The 22,274-nt window shown below is 62.0% G+C and carries 16 protein-coding genes; 3 read left to right on the top strand and 13 right to left on the bottom strand.

Going from position 1 to position 22,274, the window contains the following annotated elements:
* Window positions 1–65: 65 nt before the first annotated feature.
* The 5 genes from A7K61_RS17425 to A7K61_RS17405 all read right to left on the bottom strand — a co-directional run bounded on the left by A7K61_RS17425 (window position 66) and on the right by A7K61_RS17405 (window position 5,005).
* Window positions 66–1,472 carry a PIG-L deacetylase family protein gene (locus A7K61_RS17425; protein ID WP_069558019.1) on the bottom strand — a complete coding sequence of 469 codons (1,407 nt, stop codon included), beginning with the start codon at window positions 1,470–1,472 and terminating at the stop codon, window positions 66–68.
* Complete coding sequence (locus A7K61_RS17420; RefSeq protein ID WP_032893887.1) at window positions 1,469–2,365, bottom strand: GNAT family N-acetyltransferase; 897 nt, start codon at window positions 2,363–2,365, stop codon at window positions 1,469–1,471. Before A7K61_RS17420 ends, A7K61_RS17425 begins: the two co-directional genes overlap by 4 nt.
* The gene (locus tag A7K61_RS17415; protein ID WP_014716634.1) at window positions 2,366–4,123 is read right to left on the bottom strand and encodes a carbamoyltransferase; all 1,758 of its coding nucleotides are present in this window, start codon (window positions 4,121–4,123) and stop codon (window positions 2,366–2,368) included.
* A 142-nt stretch (window positions 4,124–4,265) separates the two neighbouring features.
* Entirely contained in the window at window positions 4,266–4,622 is a 357-nt protein-coding gene (locus A7K61_RS17410; RefSeq protein WP_044270881.1) for a YceK/YidQ family lipoprotein, read from the bottom strand.
* A gap of 56 nt (window positions 4,623–4,678) precedes the next feature.
* Window positions 4,679–5,005: a YceK/YidQ family lipoprotein gene (locus A7K61_RS17405; RefSeq protein WP_078466491.1), complete on the bottom strand. Its 327-nt coding sequence runs from the start codon at window positions 5,003–5,005 to the stop codon at window positions 4,679–4,681.
* A gap of 189 nt (window positions 5,006–5,194) precedes the next feature.
* On the opposite strand from A7K61_RS17405, the gene A7K61_RS17400 reads away from it, so the two are divergent.
* Entirely contained in the window at window positions 5,195–7,282 is a 2,088-nt protein-coding gene (locus tag A7K61_RS17400) for a TonB-dependent receptor (RefSeq protein ID WP_069558018.1), read from the top strand.
* Window positions 7,283–7,435: 153 nt separating this feature from the next.
* On the opposite strand, the gene A7K61_RS17395 is transcribed toward A7K61_RS17400, so the two are convergent.
* From A7K61_RS17395 to glnE, 8 genes are all read right to left on the bottom strand, one after another.
* Window positions 7,436–8,887: a lipopolysaccharide kinase InaA family protein gene (locus A7K61_RS17395; RefSeq protein ID WP_069558017.1), complete on the bottom strand. Its 1,452-nt coding sequence runs from the start codon at window positions 8,885–8,887 to the stop codon at window positions 7,436–7,438.
* Complete coding sequence (locus A7K61_RS17390) at window positions 8,887–9,639, bottom strand: lipopolysaccharide kinase InaA family protein (RefSeq protein ID WP_032893894.1); 753 nt, start codon at window positions 9,637–9,639, stop codon at window positions 8,887–8,889. Before A7K61_RS17390 ends, A7K61_RS17395 begins: the two co-directional genes overlap by 1 nt.
* Window positions 9,636–10,370 (bottom strand): lipopolysaccharide kinase InaA family protein, encoded by a 735-nt coding sequence (locus A7K61_RS17385; RefSeq protein WP_003187993.1) that lies wholly within the window; start codon window positions 10,368–10,370, stop codon window positions 9,636–9,638. Before A7K61_RS17385 ends, A7K61_RS17390 begins: the two co-directional genes overlap by 4 nt.
* Entirely contained in the window at window positions 10,370–11,176 is an 807-nt protein-coding gene (rfaP, locus tag A7K61_RS17380; protein ID WP_044270874.1) for a lipopolysaccharide core heptose(I) kinase RfaP, read from the bottom strand. Before rfaP ends, A7K61_RS17385 begins: the two co-directional genes overlap by 1 nt.
* Window positions 11,173–12,297: a glycosyltransferase family 4 protein gene (locus A7K61_RS17375; RefSeq protein ID WP_044270872.1), complete on the bottom strand. Its 1,125-nt coding sequence runs from the start codon at window positions 12,295–12,297 to the stop codon at window positions 11,173–11,175. The genes rfaP and A7K61_RS17375 overlap by 4 nt, the downstream gene beginning before the upstream one ends.
* A complete protein-coding gene (waaC, locus tag A7K61_RS17370; RefSeq protein WP_032893895.1) occupies window positions 12,297–13,358 on the bottom strand; it encodes a lipopolysaccharide heptosyltransferase I in 1,062 nt (353 codons plus the stop codon). Before waaC ends, A7K61_RS17375 begins: the two co-directional genes overlap by 1 nt.
* 1 nt (window position 13,359) lies before the next feature.
* The gene (gene waaF, locus A7K61_RS17365; protein ID WP_044270868.1) at window positions 13,360–14,394 is read right to left on the bottom strand and encodes a lipopolysaccharide heptosyltransferase II; all 1,035 of its coding nucleotides are present in this window, start codon (window positions 14,392–14,394) and stop codon (window positions 13,360–13,362) included.
* Window positions 14,395–14,615: 221 nt separating this feature from the next.
* Window positions 14,616–17,555 carry a bifunctional [glutamate--ammonia ligase]-adenylyl-L-tyrosine phosphorylase/[glutamate--ammonia-ligase] adenylyltransferase gene (glnE, locus tag A7K61_RS17360; RefSeq protein ID WP_044270866.1) on the bottom strand — a complete coding sequence of 980 codons (2,940 nt, stop codon included), beginning with the start codon at window positions 17,553–17,555 and terminating at the stop codon, window positions 14,616–14,618.
* Between the two features lie 383 nt (window positions 17,556–17,938).
* On the opposite strand from glnE, the gene aceE reads away from it, so the two are divergent.
* A complete protein-coding gene (gene aceE / locus A7K61_RS17355; RefSeq protein ID WP_003187985.1) occupies window positions 17,939–20,584 on the top strand; it encodes a pyruvate dehydrogenase (acetyl-transferring), homodimeric type in 2,646 nt (881 codons plus the stop codon).
* An 11-nt stretch (window positions 20,585–20,595) separates the two neighbouring features.
* The gene (aceF, locus tag A7K61_RS17350) at window positions 20,596–22,242 is read left to right on the top strand and encodes a dihydrolipoyllysine-residue acetyltransferase (RefSeq protein WP_054918893.1); all 1,647 of its coding nucleotides are present in this window, start codon (window positions 20,596–20,598) and stop codon (window positions 22,240–22,242) included.
* Window positions 22,243–22,274: the final 32 nt, after the last annotated feature.

The raw sequence follows: 22,274 nt of genomic DNA, 5'->3' as shown, positions 1-22,274 counted from the left end.
GGCTACGGGCACGCAGCCCGGTAAAAAGGGCGACAGGCGCATACCGGCCTGCCTTCAATCGGCTCTCAGTCCTGCTTCAGGACCCACAACAGCTCGTGACGGCGCACGGCCTTGCGAAAGAATTCGTTCTCGCCGTAGGGCGATGGGCTACGGCCTGACAGCAGTTGCTGCAACCAGCGGCGCACACGACGCTTGAACGGCGCTGGCGGCTGCAGGTCGTGCATCATGCCCAGGGCCATGGCCTTGTCCTGCTGCTGGCTCAACGCGAGGGCGAAACTGCACGGCACCAGCTCCACAGCGCCATCGAAACGCGGCGGCAGCGCCACGCCAGCGCCGGAATCACCCATGGGCCAACGGTCGTTATCATGCAGGTGATTGGCGTAGCCGAGCAATGTGTCGGGCTGCCACGCCAGCCCCTGCAAGGCTTCCAGCACTGCCGCGTGGGCGCAGATATGGTCGGCGTGAGGGTCCAGCAACGGCGTGGGCAAGACGATGACCTGGGGCCGCGCCTTGAGCAGCAGCGCCCGCAGGTCGGCGATCAGGTTGTGCCAGGTCGGCGCACCATCAGCATCGCCAGGCAGGGCAAAACCATTGAACTGGCGAAACAGCCGCGTATCGGCCAAATCCGCCTCGCGAGAGGCTTGCGGCTGATCCGGCGCGGCTTGCATGGCTTGCAACTGCATGCAGAAGTAGCCCAACTGCACGCACTGCGCCTCGGGTACACCCGCCCAGCGCGGCACCGCGACGCTGTCCCAGGCCCGCAAACGGCCCTTGAGGCGCGCAGCTTCAGCCTTGGGCAGGCCCATGTGCTGATAATGCTCGGCTTCGATTTCACCAGCCGTCAGCGTGACGATCCAGCTTTCAGTCGCCTGGCTGTAAAGGCTGAACGCAGCCAGTTCGGCATCGTCGGCATGGGGCGCGATCACCATCACACGTTGCTGGCGATAGTCCGGCTGGCGAAAGCGCCACAGCGTCGGCTGCCCCTTGATCCGGCAAAAACGCCCGCGCAACTGGAGGTTGCCCGCCGCCAAGGCTTCGGCGGCGCCGGTCAGGTTCAGATAACGCCGCCCGGCGACGCCGCGTTCGAAGGCTTGCCGGTCCGGGCTGACCAGGCCCAAAAGGTCCACCGCAGGGTCGAAGAAACGCCCCAGCCAGGTACTTTTCAACTCAACGCCGACGATCAGGGTTTCATCCGCCGCCAACGGCGCATCCAGCAGCAGCCGGCCCGCCTCCAGGCGCAAGCCGGGCTGTTCGCTGCCGGCCGGAAAGGCATACTCATAGCTGTCTTTGGGCGAGTAAAACAGGTGATCGGCAAACCAGGCTTCATGGGCGGCCCACAGCAGCACCGCAAGGATCAGCGGCAACCACCAGGCAACCAGTACGCCGGTGGCGACCAGCACCAGCACGCCGATCAGCAGCGCAATACGCTTGTTACGCCGATGACGCTTGAGCAGTTGCTGTTTACGGCTCATACACTGAACACCGGCACCGGGTTGCACCAGCGCTCCTTGTATTCACGGTCGGAACGCCCGAAGGAGAAGCGCAGCGACTTGTTCGCCGCCCGCGCCTGTTCCCAGGCACTTTGGGTATTGAGAAAACTCAGCACGCTGCCGGGGCTGAAGGCGCGGGTTTCAGGGTCGACGCCGCCGTTGACATACTCGGCGCTGAACCACTCGTTGGACTGCACCTGATACACCAATTGCACCGCAATCGGCGCGTCGTTCAGAAACAGCACCGAGCCGAACAAAAACTCCTTGAGCAACTCCAGCACCTCGGCCAGGCGCGCCGCGCCCGCCGCCGGGAAGCCCCAACGGCGCTGGAACAAATCGCAATAAATCGCCGCCAGCTCTACGCTCGAGAACTCACTGACCGCCCGTACCACGCCGCCCGCCTCTTCCAACAGGCGCAGTTCACGCCGCTGGTTGTAGCGAAACTTCTTCGACAGGTCTTCAGGCGTACGCGCCATGGCCAACTGCTCGGCCTGGGGCTTGAGGGTGCTCACGCGCCCCTCGTTCAGCGCCGAGAGGTAGCGTGCACGATGCCGCAACGGCACCTGCGCATCGGCGGCAATCGGCAGGATGATCTCGGCGTTGCCCAGGTCAAACAGGCCTTTCTTGCCGCTGCGCTTGAGCACGTCCTTGGACAGCGCCAGGTCGCGTCCCCAGGTGGCGATTGCCCCCTTGAGTTCACCACCTTGTTCCCAGCCCAGGTAGCGCACGGGTATCTGCGCCAGGCCGGCCAAGCGTTCGATCACCTGGGGATGGGTCGCCACGCTGCCGCCGTAACGCTGCCAGGCCTGGGCGTAAACCTCGGCCTCGACAGGCGCCCAGCCACGTTCACGCCAGCCCTGGAAGCGGTTCAGCATTTAAACCACGGCGTCATAAGGGTCTACGCCGTCCTTGACCACGAGGATGTCTTCCATGATCAGGTACTGCAGGTCCGAGCCGAAGAACATGTTCAGCGCGTCGGTCGGCGAGCAGATCATCGCTTCGCCACGACGGTTGAGCGAGGTGTTCAGGGACACGCCGTTGCCGGTCAGTACTTCCAGCTCTTTCATCATGTCGTAGTAGCGCGGGTTGTATTCGCGCTTGAGCACCTGGGCCCGGGAAGTACCGTCTTCGTGCACCACTTCCGGTACGCGAGTCTTCCATTCTTCGGCGACTTCAAAGGTGAAGGTCATGAACGGCGCCGGGTGATCGACCTTGATCATCTGCGGGGCCACGGTATCGAGCATCGACGGGCAGAAAGGCCTCCAGCGCTCGCGGAACTTGATCTGGTGGTTGATGCGATCTGCAACGCCGGTCGCACTTGGGCAACCAATGATCGAACGTCCGCCCAACGCACGCGGGCCAAACTCCATGCGGCCCTGGAACCAGGCCACCGGGTTGCCGTCGACCATGATCTTGGCAATGCGCTTAGGCATGTTTTCGATCTTGCGCCAGTTCGGCTTGCTCTCGTGCTTGGCGCACGCGGCAATCACGTCTTCGTTGCTGTAGGACGGGCCGAGGTAGACGTGTTCCATCTTCTCGACCGGTACGCCACGGGCATGGGACACATAGGCAGCCGCACCGACAGCGGTACCGGCATCGCCGGAGGCCGGTTGCACGAACAGTTCTTTTACGTCGTCACGGGCAATGATTTTCTGGTTCAGCTTGACGTTCAGCGCACAGCCGCCGGCGAAGGCCAGCTTGCCGGTGTCCTTGAGGATGTCGCCCAGGTAGTGGTCGATCATCTGCAAGGCCAGTTTTTCGAACAGCGCCTGCATGCTGGCCGCGTAGTGGATGTACGGCTCGTCGGCGATGTCGCCTTCGCGTTTCGGCCCCAGCCACTCGATCAGTTTTGGCGAGAAGTAGAAACCCTTGCCCTTCTCTTTGTAGCGGCGCAGGCCGATGACGTTGGCGTAGTCGGTGTTGATCACCAACTCGCCGTTCTCAAAGGAGGCCAGGCGCGAGAAGTCGTATTTGCTGGCATCGCCGTACGGCGCCATGCCCATGACCTTGAACTCACCGTCGAGCATCTCGAAACCGAGGAACTCGGTGATTGCGCCGTACAGGCCGCCGAGAGAGTCCGGATCGTAGAATTCCTTGATCTTGTGGATCTTGCCGTTTTCGCCGTAGCCGAAGAAGGTGGTGGCGTACTCGCCCTTGCCATCGATGCCCAGGATCGCGGTTTTTTCCTGGAAGCCCGAGCAGTGGTAGGCGCTGGAGGCGTGAGCCAGGTGGTGTTCAACCGGTTCGATCTTGATTTTCTTCGGATCGAAGCCCAGTTGCTCCAGGCACCAGACGATCTTGTTGCGATAGCGCTTGTAGCGACGGTTGCCCATCAGGATCGCGTCGAGGGCGCGGTCCGGGGCGTACCAGTAGCGCTTGGCATAGTGCCAGCGCGCCTCGCCGAACAGGCTGATCGGGGCAAACGGGATCGCCACCACATCAACGTCCGAAGGCTTGATGCCGGCCTGTTCCAGGCAGAACTTCGCCGACTCGTAGGGCATGCGGTTCTTTGCATGTTTGTCGCGTACGAAGCGCTCTTCTTCGGCGGCCGCAATCAGCTTGCCGTCGATATACAGGGCTGCGGAAGGATCATGGCTAAGGGCGCCGGACAGGCCAAGAATCGTCAATGCCACTGGGGTCTAGCCTCTTTTAGTCTGCATGCAGGCGCATCGCGCCTGAAAAAAGTGTGCTTCCCGCCCGGGCGGGAAACAGCTAAAGGGCGGGATTATAGCTTAAAAGCAGTGGGAAGCTGTTAGCGGCAAGCGCCGAGAGGGGCTAGCGGAAGATCTCGATGCTGCCGTCCTTGTTCTGGCGGTAGATCGTATAAGGCAGCATCAGGGTGTCCATGACACCAGAGGCGACAAATTCAATTGCGATGATCGGGAAGGCATTGCCTTGGCGATCCAGCAGGCTTTGGTCCTTCAGGCTTTTGTCCGGTGCAGGCTCGCCATTGAGGGTACAAAAGCCGTAAATCACCCCACTGTAGATACGCGGCACGTTTTCGCAGTGGCTGCGTGACTCCTTGAGGTTCTGGCTGGCCACGGCATCCGGACGAAAGACGGTATTGATCGTTCCGCAGCCGGAGGCCAATAACAAGGTTGAAACCAGCAGGATTCTGAAACCACGACTCACGGACAACTCCTTTCCCCCAGTAGATGAGCTGGGCAGGTGCTTTTATACCCATAGGCTTATGAACGGCCCGGACGCCAATAGATGCTGATATTACCGTCGGCCGATTGTCGATAAATCGTATAGGGCAAAACCACCGTATCGGCAACCGCGGACACCGCAATATCTACGAGCACGAAGGGTATGAGGAACCCGGTGGGGTCCGGGGCCGCGTGCAGCATGCAGAAATCAAAGGCCACGCCGCTGTAAGCGCGGGGAATGGATTGGCAATAGGTTTTTGCGAGCCTGAGCTCACGCGCCGTGTCGCCCTCTTTACGCATGACGCTATTAACAGTTCCACAGCCGCTTAATAACAGCGCAGCGACACTTACACCCAGTGCAGCCATTATTTTTCTTGTCATATCCTAGCCTCGCAAACGGTCAGCCACGCTAGCACCGAGAGATTGGCTCATTCACCCCAGAGACGCCGCTGCATTGCGTAGGAAAAATCCGAAATGGTAAAACCTGCCTGACTGTTTAAACTTGCGCACTTTTTGCGCGCCTTCGCTATGCGTGCCCAAGACTCTGGCTGCCTTATGAAAAAAATGCACGCTCGTTTTTCCCTCTTGCTGCCTGGCCTGCTGGCCTTGAGCAGCACCGTGCAGGGCGATGATTCGCCACTGACCCTCGCCCCCACCGTCGTCAGCGGTTCGCGCAGCGCCAGCCCAACGTTCGATTTGCCCTACTCCGTGGATGGCATCAGCCGCGAGCAGATCAGTGACGGCCAGCTGGGCATTAACGCCTCCGAAGCCCTGTCCCGCGTGCCCGGCCTGGTGGTGCAGAACCGCCAGAACTATGCGCAGGACCTGCAAATTTCTTCCCGCGGCTTCGGCGCCCGTTCGGCATTCGGCGTGCGCGGCATCAAGCTGGTCGCCGATGGCATCCCCGCCAGTACCCCGGACGGTCAGGGCCAGGCCGCCACCTTCAACCTCGACACCGCCGAGCGTATCGAAGTGTTGCGCGGCCCGGCGGCGACGCTGTATGGCAGTAACGCCGGCGGTGTTATCCAAATGTTCTCCCGCGACGGCGAAGGCCCGCCGCGCATCGGCGCCGAAACCCTGATGGGCAGCGACGGGCTGAACAAGAACCACCTGAGCGCCGAGGGCGCGGCGAATGGCGCCGGGTTTGTGCTCGACGCCTCGCGCATGGACACCAACGGCTACCGCGATCACAGCAGCGCGCGCCGCGACCAGACCTTCGCCAAGCTCAATGTCGAGCCCGATGACGACAGCAAGCTGGCATTGATCTACAGCAGCCTGGAGCAGAACGGTACGCAAGATCCACTGGGGCAGACCTGGGCAGCGTACAAGGCCAACCCGCGTTCGGTGAGCGCCAATGCGCTGAACTACAACACGCGCAAAAGTATCGATCATCAGCAATTGGGGATGAATTACGAGCGGTACTTCGGTGGCGCGACCTTGCAGGTCAATGCCTATACCGGGCGCCGTAGTGTGATTCAGTACCTGTCGATCCCCAAGGGCACGCCCGCCAACGAACGCGGCGGTGGCGTGGTGCAATTTGACCGTAAGTTCTACGGCGGCAGCGTGCGCTGGATGCAGCCCATCGAAAGCGCGCCTGGCGAGCTGATGATCATTACCGGCCTGGACTTCGACCAAAGCGAAGACAGCCGCCATGGCTATCAGAACTACAGCGGCAACACCCTCGGCGTGAAAGGCCAACTACGCCGCGACGAAATCGACACGGCTCGCAGCCTCGACCCGTATATCCAGGCCAACTGGGCCCTCGACCGCTGGACCCTGCAAGCCGGCGTGCGCCACAGCACGATGCAGATGGACGTTGACGATCAGCTCCTGAGCAATGGCGACGCCAGCGGCAACAAGACCTACCAGAAAAACACACCGTCGATGAGCGTGATGTATGCGTTCACCCCCGACCTGCACGGCTACGTCAGCGCAGGCAAAGGCTTCGAAACCCCGACCCAGGCCGAGCTGGCCTATGCACCGGGCAACACCGAGGGCTTCAACTTCGGCTTGAAGCCGTCTGAAAGTACGCAATATGAAATGGGTGTGAAAGCGCAACTGAACAACACGCGGATCAACGCCGCCGTTTTCCAGATCACCACCGAGGACGAACTGGTGGTGCAGCAATCCATCGGTGGCCGTACCAGCTACCAGAATGCCGGTCGCACATTGCGCCGCGGCTTCGAACTGGGTGTTGAAAGCCAACTGAGCGAGCACTGGAGCACCAGCCTCGCCTACACCCGCCTGCACGCCACCTACGACAGCGATTTTGCCAGCGGCGCCAACACCATCGACAAAGGCAACTACCTCCCCGGCGTGCCACAAACCACCCTGTTCACCGAACTGAACTGGAAACCACGGGACTGGGTCAGCACCGCCATCGAAGGCCTGTACCGCAGCAAGGTCTACGTAGAAGACACCAATCAGCAACGCGCCGCACCGGCCTACAGCGTCTTCAACTGGCGCGCGCGGTTTGAGCAGAAGGTCGAGCACTGGACCTTTCACCAGACCTTGCGCCTGGATAACCTGCTGGACCGTCAGTACGTAGGGTCGGTGATCGTGGGGGATGGCAATGGCCGCTATTACGAAGCGGCACCGGGGCGCTCGTGGTATGCGGGGGCCGGGGCGCAGTATCAGTTCTGACCCCCAATACCGATCAGTTAAGCGAACACCCTACTCAAAACAATGAAGATCAAATGTGGGAGCGGGCTTGCTCGCGAAGGCGTCGGCCCAGCAAACACCAATGTTGACTGACCCACCGCTTTCGCGAGCAAGCCCGCTCCCACAGGGCCCGCTTCAACTGACGATACTGATCTCTTTGGGCAACCGCTGATCAATCACTCGATACAACGCACTGTCTTGCGGCCAATTGCGCATGAACCGCGCCCGATCCTTGGCGTATGCCGGGGCAAAGCTGGCAACAGAACGGTGCTGGCACATGGCATCCAGGTCAATCATTGCCCAGCGCCCGTCATTCCAGAACAGGTTATGGCCCTTGAAATCCCCATGGCTGATGCGCTCGCGGATCAACTCGGCGAACAACTGGTCCAGCGCCTGCAATTCGCTCTCGGGCGCATCGCCGCTTTCCACATACGGCGCAAAGCGCTCGATGATGTCCGGCCCCGGCAGGTACTCGGTGACCAGGTAGGCACGGCTGCGCAACCACAGGAACCGTTTCTCCAGCACCGCCAGCGGCTTGGGTGTGGCAAAACCCAGGAAGGCCAGGCGGTTGCCTTCGCGCCAGGAGTGCCAGGCGCGGCTTGGGCGCCAGAAGCGCTTGAGCCAGTGGGCAAAGCCCTTGATGTTGTAGCGCTTGATCACCAGCGGTCGGCCGGCCACGTCGACCTTGGCCACGCTCGCCGCGCCACCGGTCTTGTACAGGTGGCCCTGGTCGAGCAACGCATCGGCCTGCTCCAGCACCTGCACCATGGCGGCTTCTTCTTCGCGGCGGATCGCACGCAGGCCAAAAGCGCCGCGCACCACACTGAACAGCGTGCATTCGCGGCCGGTCTTGTCCAGGTAGTCTCTCAAGCGCCAGGCGCTGACTTTACGCACCTGCTTTTCCAGGGCTTGCATTGGCAAGGCGTGTTCGCCGTTGGCCAGCAGGTAATACACCAGCAATTCTTCGGTAAACGGCTCAAGGTTCTTCGGCAGTTGGGCGAAGAACACCCCGAGGTTCTCCAGCACTCGATTGCGTGACAGCGGCTTGCCCGCCTCTTCGACACGAATGCCGGCGCCATCGATCAAATACAGCTTGCCGTCTTTGCGCAGCAGGTTGTCCAGGTGCAGGTCTTCCTGCCACAGGCCCTTGGCATGCATCTGGGCAATCGCGCCCAGCGCTTCGGCGAGCACGGCGGTTTGTTCGTCCGCCAACGGCGGCAGGTTTTCGACGGCGAGCCAAGCGTCGGACAGGCTTTGAGCACCCTCGATAAACTCAAACAGCAGCCAACCGCCCTCGCCGTCCTGCAAACCATCGGCCAGCAGCAACGGCGTAGTCAGGCCTTGCTCAGCCAACAGGCGTACCCCTGTGAGCTCACGCTGAAAATGCCGCGCCGCCTTGCTGCCCACCAACAACTTGGCCAACACCGGGCGACCCCGCCACACGGCGGCGCCCACATAGCGCTGCCCCGGCAACACCCGCAGCAGGCTCAGCAACTGCAATTGCCCAGGGCCGGCGGCATCCGCCAGGTCGAGGGTCAGCGGCAGGCTGGGGGTACGCCCAGCCGTTTTCAGCTCGGATAAGCGCATCAGCGGTTCTCCTTGTGGCTGCGGCGTGCGGTCAGGCGCTGGTGCCAAGTGGCAACCAAGGCGCTGTCCTCGGGCTGCTCAAGGTACGCCGCCAGCAGTTGGCGCACCTGCGCATCCGACCATTGCGGCGCGCGGCGCAGCAGCGGTTCCAGGTCCTTGACCCGGTCACGCCAGCCAAACAGCAGCGGGCGGGTTTTCTCCAGGTCGATCAACTGCGCGGCATACCCCTCACCGGCAGGCTGCAGGAAAATATGCTTGGGGTAAAAACAGCCATGCACCTGCCCGACGCTGTGCAGATGACGCGCCAGCTTGCCGCACGCCAACAGGATCGCACTGTGCTGGGCTGCGCTCAATTGCGACCACTGCTCCAGCAACGAGTCCAGGTCATTCCAGCCATCCAGCGCACGGGTGAGCAGCATCGCCCGGCGCTCGCCCTTGACCTTGCGCTCACCGAAGAACGCCGCTTGCAGGGCCGGGATGCCGAGCTTTCGATACAGGCTGATGTTGCGAAACTCGCGGGCAAAACTCGGCTCGCCAAACGGGCGGTGCAAGGTGCGCGTGAGGTAGTTGCTCTGACGCTTGAGGTAGTAACCCTGCCCTTCAAGCTCCAGGCGATACACGCTGCTCCAACCGTCGCCGCTGGTGTTCGGCTCGTCCACCGCATCCAGTTGCTTGGCCCACAGCGCGTCGAAGGTCGCCAGGCCGTTGCGCTCAAGCAGAGCGCGGTCTTCGGCCGCCAGGAAGTCACTCATTCGCGTCCCTCGAAAAACTTCACCACATGGCGAATTCGCTGTTTGTCCGACGCGGTCAGGTGCGCGCGCTGGCGATATTGCAGGTAGAAGCGCAGGCGCTGGGTGGCCGACAAGTGATACTTGGCGACTTTGTCCAGGCAGGCCAGGTCTTTGGTGATGCGGTACTTGAGCCAGAAGCCGCGCCAGAAATCACCGTTGGGGCAGTCGATCAGGTACAAGGTACGTTGGTCGTCCACCAGCAGATTGCGCCACTTCAAGTCGTTATGGGTGAAGCGGTGATCGTGCATGGTGCGCGTGTATTCGGCGAGCTGGCGGCTGATGCCATCGACCCACCGGGGGTCTTTGAGGCGCTCATCGTGACGCTCGGCCAGCACCGACAGATCTTCGGTCTTGGGCAGTTCGCGGGTGATCATGGCGCCACGATTATAGGCCAGGCCCTTGCGGTCCAGGCCCCAGGCCACCACGTCGGCGGTGGGGATGCCCCACTTGGCGAAGCGCTTGAGGTTCTGCCATTCGGATTTCACCCGTGGCCGGCCCAGGTAACGACGCAGGCCCTTGCCGGCGCCTACGTAGCGCTTGACGTAATAATTGACCCCGCCACGCTCCACCCGGATCACTTCCGACAACGGGTCGCGGGTCAGCCGCTCGCCTTGCAGGGCGAACACCGCGTCCAGGCTTCCAAAGTCATCCGCCAGGGCGGCGTAGGCAGGTTCCAGGTTCCAACCCGCCATCAGATCGCATCCCCGTATCGTTGTTTACGCGCATACAGCTTTGCTGCCATGCGTTCCAGCGCAGACAGCAGCGCGGTTTGCTCCGCCAGGATCTGGCGCAGCGGCTGCTGGAAGTACGCCTTGAGAAAACGCAGCTTGTCGCGCTGGGTCAAGCCGATCTCCAACGCGGAGTAATACAGGCCGGCCAAGTCTTTGTTGCGCCAGCGCACGGGGATCGTTGCACGCACCTGGGCGCGGTGCAGGTCGATCACCGACAGCTTGAGGTTGTCGACGCTGATGGGCCGGTCGGTGTGCAGCAGAAAATGGCACAGGTAGCAGTCACGGTGGTTGACGCCACCGCGGTGCATCGCGCCGACGGTACGCGCCAGCTCAAGGGTCAAGGCATGCTTGATGGCCGGCACGGGCGGTTGCTTGACCCAGTCCAGGGTCAGGTCTTCCAGGCTGATGATGGGGGTCAGTTCCTGGGTGATGATGAACGAGTGCTGGTCGGCCGGGTTGCTGCCTTTTTCACCGAACGCCACGGCGGTCATGGTCGGTACGCCAAGCGCCTGCAAGCGCTGGATCGCCACCCACTCCTGGCCCGCGCCCAACACCGGCAATTTGGCAGTGACCAGGTTCTTGAGGATTTCGCCCCAGCCAATCCCACGGTGGATCTTCACAAAATAAGGCTGGCCCTCGACCACCGTACGCAACGTACGGCGAGCGGCCAGTTCGCGGAACACCTGGCCTTCCAGCTTCTCGACCTCGGCGAACGCATCGCGCCCGTTCCAGAGGGTCTTGAAGGGTTCGGCTAGAATCAACTTCATCGGTTTGGCTCCGCCAGAATCAGGTCCGCAGCGTACTGCGGCATGCTAAAGAGGTCGGCCGTCTCTGCGAAGGCCAGACCATTGCGACTCCAGGTCGCACGCGCTTGTGGGTCGTCGAGCATATCGACCAGATACTGGTTGAGCTGGGTTTGCTCGAACGGCTCGTCCAACACCCGGCCGCTCTGGGCCTTGTCGATGTAGAACGCATAGCCGCACACCTGGCTCACCAGTACCGGGAGGCCGGCGACCACCGCTTCGACCAGCACCATGCCGGCCGCCTCGTTGTACGCGGGGTGAATCAACAGGTCAGCCCCCAGCAGGAAGCGCGGAATATCATTGCGGCCCTTGAAGAACTGCACCTGGTCGCCCAGGCCCAGCGCCGCGCTCTGCAATTGGAATACTTTGGGGTCGTCCTGGCCGATTACAAATAGCCGGGTGCGTTTCTTCAGGCGCGAAGGCAGTGCGGCCAGCGCCTTGAGGCTGCGGTCGACGCCCTTGGTCTTGAACCCCGAACCGATTTGCACCAACAGCAAATCATCTTCAGCCAAGCGAAATTCAGCGCGGAACTCGGCGCGGATCTCGGCGGCGTTCGGCGGCGCGCGGCGGTCGCGGGCGATACCCGGTGGCAACAGGTGAAAACGCTCTGCCTGGGTACCGTAATACTGGGTGAACAACTGTTGCTGATGCTCGGACAACACCATGATCTGCGTCTTGGCGTTCTTATCGAACACGGCGCGCTCGTATTCGGCAAAGTGCTTGTAGCGCCCGAACCAGCGATACATCGGGTTGCGCAGGGTCTGGGCCTTGTCCTCGAACACACCGTCGGCGGCAAAGTACAGGTCCAGCCCCGGCATCTTGTTGAACCCCACCACACGGTCCACCGGCCGCTTGGCCAGGTCGGCCTGGATCCAGGCGTAGAGCTTTTCGTTGCGGCGGTGGTTGACCAAGGCCTTGACCGGCGCCACCAGCACCTCAAAGCCTGGCGGGATATCACCTTCCCAGATCAGGGTGTACACCCGAATCTTGTGGCCGCGCTGCTGGCACTCCAGGGCGATGCGCATGAAGTCGCGCTGCAGGCCACCGAAAGGGAAGTACTTGTACAGAACAAAAGCCAGTTGCATCAGTGCTGCTCCTCGGCCAGTAACAACGTGCTCAGCCGGCTTGCGACACGCTCAGGGTTCAAGCGCGTGAAGCACAGGGGCGACTCGCGCGCGATGTCGAACCGCCGCAGGTCGTCGGCAGTAGGTTGATAAGTGCACTGTTTTTGCAGGCAAGGCGCACATGGCCAGTCGCTGGCCAAGTGGATCTGGCCTTTGCCATAGGCACCGGTGAGGCCAGGGTTGGTGGGACCGAACAGGGAAATGGTCGGCACGTCCAGCGCCGCGGCCAAGTGGCCGAGGCCGGTGTCGACGGCCACGCAGGCACGGGCGCTCGCCAATATACGGGCCACGCCCGCCAGGTTGAGCTTGGGCAACACTTCGGCGTTGGGCAGGCCCAGGGCCAGGCGTTCGGCCCGCGCCTTTTCGGCGGCGTTACCCCACGGCAGCTTTACGTCCACGCCCAGGCGGCCCATGCGTTCGGCCAGCTCGCGCCAATAGGCTTCGGGCCAGTGCTTGGTGTCCCAGGTGGTGCCGTGCAGCAGCAATACGAACGGTTTTTTCGGCGGCAGGCCGAGCAGTTTTTCGACGCTCAGGCCGTAGTCGCCCAGGCGCTGGGGCAGGTCGTAGCCCAGCGCCACGGCGAACAGCTGGCGCAAACGCTCCACCGCATGTTGCCCACGGGCCACGGCCAGGCGCCGGGAATAAAAGCGCGCAGCCAGCGGTTCTCGCGCAGAATCTTTGTCGAAGCCGGCGATGGGCGCCCGCACATAGCGGGTCAGCCAGGCGCTTTTGAGCAAGCCCTGGGCGTCGATCACCAGATCATATTTGGTCGACTGCACCGCCTGCTTGAAGCGCCGCCATTCGCCGCTCTTGACGGTTTGCCAGAGGTTCTTGCGCCAGCGGCGAATCGCCACCGGGATGACCTTGTCCACCGCCGGGTGCCAAGTGGGGATTTCGGCAAAGCCTTCTTCCACCACCCAATCGAACCGAATGCCGGGAATCGCCCGCGCCGCGTCGGTGAGCGCCGGCAAGGCATGGATCACGTCGCCCAGGGATGAGGTCTTGATTACCAGAACCCGCAACTCAATGAACCTCGACCACGTCGCCCTGCAAACGCTGCAAGGCATCGGTGACCGGCTGGGGCAGCAACTGGCGCAGGCAGTTGTAGTGGCCGAAACGGCAGGTACGCTCAAAGCACGGGCTGCAATCCAGGCCCAGGCGCACCACTTCGACCTTGTCGGCCAACGGCGGAGTGAAGCCTGGGGAGGTCGAACCGTACACCGCCACCAGCGGACGGTTCAGCGCCGCCGCCACATGCATCAGGCCGGAGTCGTTGGACACCACCGAGTCGGCGCACGACAACAGGTCGATGGCCTCGGCCAGGGACGTGTCGCCACTGAGGTTCACCGCCTCTTCACGCAGGCCGGGAATCAGGCGCTGGCGGATGTCTTCACCCACCGAGTGATCGTTCTTGGAACCGAACAGCCACACCTGCCAGCCTTCGCGGATCTTCGTCTCGGCAACTTTGGCGTAATGCTCCGACGGCCAGCGCTTGGACTCGCCAAACTCGGCGCCAGGGCACAGAGCCAATACGGGCCGATCCAGGGTCAGGCCAAACTTGGCCAACGCCGCGTCGCGGGTCACCGGGTCGATCTGCAAGCTGGGGCGCGGGTACGGCTTGGGCAGTTCAGCGCCCGGCTCGTAGGCCAAAGCCATAAAGCGTTCGATCATCAACGGGTAGCGGGCTTTATCCAGGGTGCGTACGTCATTGAGCAGCACATAGCGAAACTCGCCGCGCCAGCCGGTGCGCTTGGGGATACCGGCAAAGTACGGCACCAGCGCCGACTTCAGCGAGTTAGGCAGCAGGATCGCCTGGTCGTACTGGCCGGCCATGGACTTGCCGATACGTCGGCGGGTCGCCAGTTCCAGGGCGCCGTGGCCGAGCGGGAAGCTCAAGGCCTTGCGCACCTGGGGCATACGCTCAAGGATCGGCCGGCTCCACTCAGGGGCGAGCACGTCGATCTGGCAGTCTGGATAGCGCAGGCGCAGGCACTGAAACAGTGTCTGTGCCATCACCATGTCACCGACCCAACTGGGCCCAACGATCAGAATATTCATGTAGTTTCCACAAACGATGCGGGGAGGCTTATGCCTCCCCGCCTCGATAATGACTGTAGATCGCGGTGCGCCAGGGAGCATCTTTATGTGGGAGCTGGCTTGCCTGCGATTGCATCACCTCGGTATCACTGATAAACCGAGGCGCCTGCATCGCGGGCAAGCCCGGCTCCCACATTAATCCGCATCCCATATAAAAATTGGCGTCGCCAATCAGTCGAGTTTCAATTTAAGCCCAGCGCTTGCCAGATTCGCATCACCTGTCGCCGCTCGTCGGCGAACTGGTCCCCGGCGACCGTGCCGGCCTCGTTCTGCAAAGCCTGGCGGTGCGCGGCGGAGCGGTAGGCCTTGTACACCTCACGCAGCAAATGGGCATCGGCGGCGGGCATCAGCCCGACCTGCTCCAGGCCCTCCAAAATGCGGATATTGTCGGTGTAGCGCAGCAACGATGGATGTTGCGCAGACCACGCCAAAGCCGCGTATTGCACCATAAATTCAATATCGACGATACCTCCGGCGTCCTGCTTGAGGTCGAACACCGCCGTGGCCTCGAAGGCATTGGCGCCCCTGCCGGCCGTCGTGGCCTTGGTGCCCAGGTTGTCACGCATCTTGGCACGCATCTCGCTGACCTCCTGGCGCAGCTTCTCCAAGTCCCGCTCACGCCCCAACACGTTAGCCCGTACCTGCTCGAACGCCTGGCCCACATCCTGGCTGCCCACCAGTACCCGCGCGCGGATCAGGGCCTGATGTTCCCAGGTCCAGGCTTCATTTTGTTGATAGCGATCAAACGCCCCCAGGGAACTCACCAACAAGCCCGATGCGCCGGAAGGTCGCAGGCGCATATCCACTTCATACAGCTGGCCGGAGTTGGTCTGGGTGGTCAGCAGGTGAATGATGCGCTGGCCCAGGCGCGTAAAGAACTGCGCGCCATCGATCGGCTTGGCACCGTCCGTCTCGGCCTGGGGGTCGCCGTCATGGATGAACACCAGGTCCAGGTCCGAACCATGCCCCAGTTCGATGCCGCCGACTTTCCCATAACCGACAATGATGAAGCCAGGATCGCACAGGGTGCCGTCCAGTCGCTGCGGCGAGCCGTGACGGGCGACCGTCTGGCGCCAGGCCAGGGCCAGCACTTGTTCAAGAATGGCTTCGGCCAGCCAGGTGAGGTAGTCGCTGACCTTCATCAACGGCAGGCTGCCGGCGATTTCGGAGGCAGCCACCCGCAGGCGGTGCGCCAGTTTGAAATGGCGCAAGGCTTCCATCTGTTGCTCAAGGTCATCTTCGGGAATGCGCGTGAGGCGCTCGCGCAACTCCGCAGCCAGTTCCGGCGCCAGCGGCGGCTTGAACAAGCGGCCTTCGTTGAGCAATTCATCCAGCAACAGCGGGAAGCGGGTGATCTGTTCGGCGATCCACGGGCTGGCTGCGCACAAGGTCAGCAGGCGGCGCAGAGCGTCAGGGTTCTCGGTGAGCAGCACCAGGTAGGCCGAACGCCGGGCCACGGCTTCCACCAGCGGCAACACGCGTTCCAGCACCAGGTCCGGGTTGGCATGTTCAACGGCCTGGGCCAGCAGGCGCGGGATAAACGCATCCAGCCGCTCACGCCCCAGACGCTGCATGGCGCGCAACTGCGGGCTGGCGCGCAGGCTGGCCAAGGCCTTGAGGGCCTTGGGGGCATCGGTGAAACCGCCTTCACTCAATTGGCGGCACGCGGCGTCGTCATCCTGGGATTCCTCCCACAGCGGCAACCATTCACCACCGACCACCAATTCGCTTTCTTCGCCCTCTTCTTCATCAGGGTCGGCAATCACTTGGCGAAAGTGCCAGTCCACACGGCCACGCCAGTACATCAGGCGCTCGTGGAACGCCGCCCAGTCACTGAAACCCAGCATAAAGGCAATGCGCGCCTGGTCTTCGGGGCTGTCCGGCAGCATTTGCGTCTGGCGGTCGGCAATCGCCTGGATCGCATGTTCGGTGTAACGCAAAAACTCGTAACCGCTGCGCAGCTCGCTGATCACCGCCGCGGGCAAATAACCCTGGCCTTGCAGGGTGCCCAGCACGTTCAACAGCGGGCGTTGCTGCAGGCTGAGGTCGCGGCCGCCATGGATCAACTGGAAGGCCTGGGCGATAAATTCCACCTCACGAATGCCGCCCGCGCCCAGCTTGATATTGTCGGCCATGCCCTTGCGCCGCACTTCCTGCTGGATCAGTTGCTTCATGGTGCGCAGCGCTTCGATGGCCGAAAAGTCCAGATAACGGCGATAGACAAACGGGCGCAGCATGTCGAGCAGTTGCGCGCCAGCCACCTGGTCGCCGGCCACTACCCGCGCCTTGATCATGGCGTAGCGCTCCCAGTCCCGGCCCTGGTCCTGGTAGTACTGCTCCAGCGCGTTGAAGCTGAGCACCAGCGCGCCGGCCGAACCGTAGGGACGCAGGCGCATGTCGACGCGAAAGACAAAACCGTCGACGGTCATCGGGTCCAGGGCCTTGATCAGTTTTTGACCCAGGCGAATAAAGAACTCCTGATTATCCAGGGCGCGCTTCACGCCTACCGTTTCGCCGCCTTCGGGATAGGCGAAGATCAGGTCGATATCCGACGACAGGTTCAGCTCCACCGCACCGAGCTTGCCCATGCCGAGGATGACCATGTGCTGCGCCTCGCCGCTGCGTGCGCCAGTCGGCGTGCCGAATTGGGCGCAGTGGCGCTGGTACAGCCATTGATAGGCCTGGTCGATGCAGGCGTCGGCCATGTCGGACAGGTCGCGACAGGTTTGCACCAGGTCGGCCTGGCGTGTGAGGTCGCGCCAGATGATGCGCACCTGCTGGCGCGTGCGCTGGCGGCGCAGCACGCGGCCCAGCTCGTCTTCTGTTTCGGCCTGTTGCACGGCACCGGCTATCTGGCTGCACAGCTCGCCGGGCGCAAACCCGCGGTCCAGCTCGCCCCAGGCCGCTAGCTCAAGCAACATCAAAGGGTCACGAACACTCTGTTCAATGACGAAATCACTGGCGGCGCATACGCGGGCGAAGTCGGCCCACCGTTGCGGCGTCCACGCAGAAAGGCCATGATCGTCGTCCAGCGCGGCCACCGCGTCACGAAATGACTGCTCGGCCCGGTTGGCGTAAGGCAACAGAATGGCCGGCAGTTCGGCCAGCGTTGGAAGGCTCATGGTCTATCCTTGATCGGCGTGTAAATGGCGTGTAGTTGTGAAGGCAAGAGCCATGCTCGGTGAAGGACTGTCGAACAAAGGTTAGAAATAGCTGAAATTAAATTAATCTTGGCAGGCAACATCAAAGTTTCACCTTTTCTTGTTCGCAATAGACCAACAATAACGATTATGCTCACCAGCAAGACCGAGCCATACGCTCAGTCTTGTGTAGTTTTACTACTCGTATATACATTCGAAAGGCTGAAATGGCCGACGATTTGTAGTAAAACTACAGGACGCCGAAGCAACCTTCGGCCATCCAAGAATTTATGTCGTCTGCCCACAAGGCCAGTCGCAAACTTCAGGCAACCGATTCTGGTAGCCTTTCCGCCCTGGAGCAAGCCATGCAAGACCTCGATCCCGTCGAAACCCAGGAATGGCTGGACGCCCTGGAATCGGTTCTCGACAAAGAAGGCGAAGACCGTGCTCACTACCTGATGACCCGTATGGGCGAACTCGCGACCCGCAGCGGCTCGCAACTGCCTTACGCCATCACTACGCCATACCGCAACACCATCCCCGTTACCCACGAAGCACGCATGCCTGGCGACCTGTTCATGGAACGCCGCATTCGCTCGCTGGTACGTTGGAACGCCATGGCGATGGTAATGCGCACGAACTTGAAAGATTCGGACCTGGGCGGTCACATCTCCAGCTTCGCTTCCAGCGCAACCCTGTATGACATCGGCTTCAACTACTTCTTCCAGGCCCCGACCGACGAACACGGCGGCGACCTGATCTACTTCCAGGGCCACACCTCGCCAGGCGTCTACGCCCGTGCGTTCATGGAAGGTCGCATCAGCGAAGAACAAATGAACAACTTCCGCCAGGAAGTCGACGGTCAGGGCCTGTCGTCCTACCCGCACCCTTGGCTGATGCCTGATTTCTGGCAGTTCCCGACCGTTTCCATGGGTCTGGGCCCGATCCAGGCGATCTACCAGGCACGCTTCATGAAGTACCTGGAAGCCCGTGGCTTCATCCCTGAAGGCAAGCAGAAAGTCTGGTGCTTCCTGGGCGACGGCGAGTGCGACGAGCCGGAATCCCTGGGCGCCATCTCCCTGGCTGGCCGCGAGAAGCTCGACAACCTGATCTTCGTCATCAACTGCAACCTGCAGCGCCTCGACGGCCCGGTTCGCGGCAACGGCAAGATCATCCAGGAACTCGAAGGCGTGTTCCGCGGTGCTCAGTGGAACGTGACCAAAGTCATCTGGGGCCGCTTCTGGGACCCACTGCTGGCCAAGGACGTCGACGGTATCCTGCAACGTCGCATGGACGAAGTCATCGACGGCGAGTACCAGAACTACAAAGCCAAAGACGGCGCGTTCGTTCGTGAACACTTCTTCAACACGCCTGAACTCAAGGCGATGGTTGCCGACCTGTCCGACGACGAAATCTGGAAGCTCAACCGTGGCGGCCACGACCCGTACAAGGTCTACGCGGCGTACCACGAAGCGGTCAACCACAAAGAACAACCGACCGTCATCCTGGCCAAGACCATCAAGGGTTATGGTACCGGTGCCGGCGAAGCGAAGAACACCGCGCACAACACCAAGAAAGTCGATGTCGACAGCCTGAAGTTGTTCCGCGACCGCTTCGACATCCCGGTCAAGGACGAAGAGCTGGAGAACCTGCCGTTCTTCAAGCCAGAGCCAAACAGCGCCGAAGCCCGCTACCTGAGCGAGCGTCGCAGTGCACTGGGCGGTTTCGTGCCACAGCGCCGTGCCAACAGCTTCAGCGTACCGACGCCAGACCTGAGCACCCTCAAGGCTATCCTTGACGGCTCGGGCGACCGTGAAATTTCCACCACCATGGCCTTCGTGCGTATTCTGGCGCAGCTGGTCAAGGACAAGGACATCGGCCCGCGCATCGTTCCGATCATCCCGGACGAAGCCCGTACCTTCGGTATGGAAGGCATGTTCCGTCAGTTGGGCATCTACTCCTCCGTCGGCCAGCTCTACGAGCCAGTCGATAAAGACCAGGTGATGTTCTACAAGGAAGACAAGAAGGGCCAGATCCTCGAAGAAGGCATCAACGAAGCAGGCGCCATGAGCTCCTTCATCGCTGCCGGTACTTCGTACTCCAGCCACAACCAGCCAATGCTGCCGTTCTACATCTTCTACTCGATGTTCGGCTTCCAGCGTATCGGCGACCTGGCCTGGGCCGCTGGCGACAGCCGCACCCGTGGTTTCCTGATCGGCGGTACCGCCGGCCGTACCACGCTGAACGGCGAAGGCCTGCAACACGAAGACGGTCACAGCCACATCCTGGCTGCCACCATCCCGAACTGCCGCACCTTTGATCCAACCTACGGCTATGAGCTGGCGGTGATCATCCAGGACGGCATGAAGAAGATGACCGAAGAGCAGCAGGACGTTTTCTACTACATCACCGTGATGAACGAGTCCTACCAGCAGCCAGCCATGCCGGCCGGTGTGGAAGAAGGCATCATCAAGGGCATGTACCTGCTCGAAGAAGACACCAAGGAAGCGGCGCACCACGTACAGCTGATGGGCTCCGGCACCATCCTGCGCGAAGTGCGTGAAGCGGCGAAGATCCTGCGTGACGAGTTCAACGTCGGTGCCGACGTGTGGAGCGTTACCAGCTTCAACGAACTGCGCCGTGACGGCCTGGCCGTGGAGCGCAGCAACCGCCTGCACCCTGGTCAGAAGCCAGCCAAGAGCTACGTCGAAGAGTGCCTGGCCGGCCGTAAGGGTCCAGTCATTGCCTCTACCGACTACATGAAACTGTTTGCTGAACAAATTCGCCAGTGGGTCCCGTCCAAGGAATTCAAAGTCCTGGGCACCGATGGTTTCGGCCGCAGTGACAGCCGCAAGAAGCTGCGTCACTTCTTCGAAGTCGACCGTCACTTCGTGGTGTTGGCAGCCCTGGAAGCCTTGGCTGACCGTGGTGAGATCGAACCTAAGGTGGTGGCTGACGCTATCGTCAAGTTCGGGATCAACCCGGAAAAACGCAACCCACTGGACTGCTGAGGAGATTTTTTGTGAGCGAACTCATTCGCGTACCTGACATCGGCAGCGGTGAAGGTGAAGTAATCGAGCTGTTTGTGAAGGTCGGCGACACCGTCGAAGCCGACCAGAGCATCCTGACCCTGGAGTCGGACAAGGCGAGCATGGAAATCCCTGCTCCCAAGGCCGGCGTGGTCAAAAGCCTGAAAGTGAAGCTGGGCGATCGCCTGAAAGAAGGCGACGAACTGCTGGAACTGGAAATCGAAGGCGCTGCCGATGCAGCCCCTGCGGCCGCGGCTCCGGCCGCTGCTGCACCTGCACCTGCTGCTGAAAAGCCTGCCGCTGCCGAGGCTGCTCCAGCCCCGGCCGCTGCACCTGCCGCCGCGACCGTCCAGGACATTCACGTCCCGGACATCGGCTCGTCGGGCAAGGCCAAGATCATCGAGCTGCTGGTCAAGGTCGGCGATACCGTCGAAGCCGACCAGTCGCTGATCACCCTGGAGTCCGACAAGGCCTCCATGGAGATCCCATCGCCGGCAGCCGGCGTGGTGGAAAGCATTGCGGTCAAGCTCGAAGACGAAGTCGGCACCGGTGACTTCATCCTCAAGCTCAAAGTACAAGGCGCTGCACCGGCCGCCGCACCAGCACCCGCTGCTGCTCCGGCGGCCAAGGCTGAAGCGGCGCCTGCCGCTGCTGCCCCTGCGCCGGCCGCAAAAGCCGAAGCTGCGCCAGCCCCTGCGGCGGCTGCACCTGCGCCAAGCGGTGCCAAGGTTCACGCCGGCCCAGCCGTGCGTCAGTTGGCCCGTGAATTCGGCGTCGAGCTGAGCGCTGTTGCAGCCAGCGGCCCTCACGGCCGTGTGCTGAAGGAAGACGTGCAGGTTTACGTCAAAGCCATGATGCAAAAAGCCAAGGAAGCTCCGGCTGCCGGCGGCGCTACCGGTGGTTCGGGCATTCCGCCGATCCGTACCGTGGATTTCAGCCGCTTCGGCGAAATCGAAGAAGTGCCGATGACCCGCCTGATGCAAATCGGCGCGGCAGGCTTGCACGCCAGCTGGCTGAACATCCCGCACGTGACCCAATTCGACCAGGCCGATATCACCGACCTGGAAGCGTTCCGCGTTGCGCAGAAAGCCGTGGCCGAGAAGGCCGGCGTGAAGCTGACCGTGCTGCCACTGCTGCTCAAGGCCTGTGCACACCTGCTCAAGGAACTGCCGGACTTCAACAGCTCGCTGGCGCCAAGCGGCAAGGCGATCATTCGCAAGAAGTACGTGCATATCGGCTTTGCGGTCGACACCCCGGATGGCCTGCTGGTACCGGTCATCAAGAACGTCGATCAGAAGAGCCTGCTGCAACTGGCTGGCGAAGCGGCCGCACTGGCTGCCAAGGCCCGCGACAAGAAGCTCACCCCGGACGACATGCAGGGCGCCTGCTTCACCATCTCCAGCCTCGGCCACATTGGCGGCACTGGCTTTACGCCAATCGTCAACGCGCCGGAAGTGGCGATTCTGGGTGTGTCCAAGGCCACCATCCAGCCTGTGTGGGACGGTAAAGCGTTCCAACCCAAGCTGATGCTGCCACTGTCGCTGTCCTACGATCACCGCGTGATCAACGGCGCCGCGGCTGCGCGCTTCACCCAGCGCTTGAGCCAGCTGCTGAACGACATCCGCACCATCCTGCTGTAAGTCGCAGGGCCTTCCTGTGACCGGGAAGGCCC

It is taken from the genome of Pseudomonas sp. AP42 (assembly GCF_001728935.1).
Lineage (GTDB): Bacteria > Pseudomonadota > Gammaproteobacteria > Pseudomonadales > Pseudomonadaceae > Aquipseudomonas > Aquipseudomonas lactis.
This window is presented reverse-complemented; position numbering and strand designations above follow the sequence as displayed.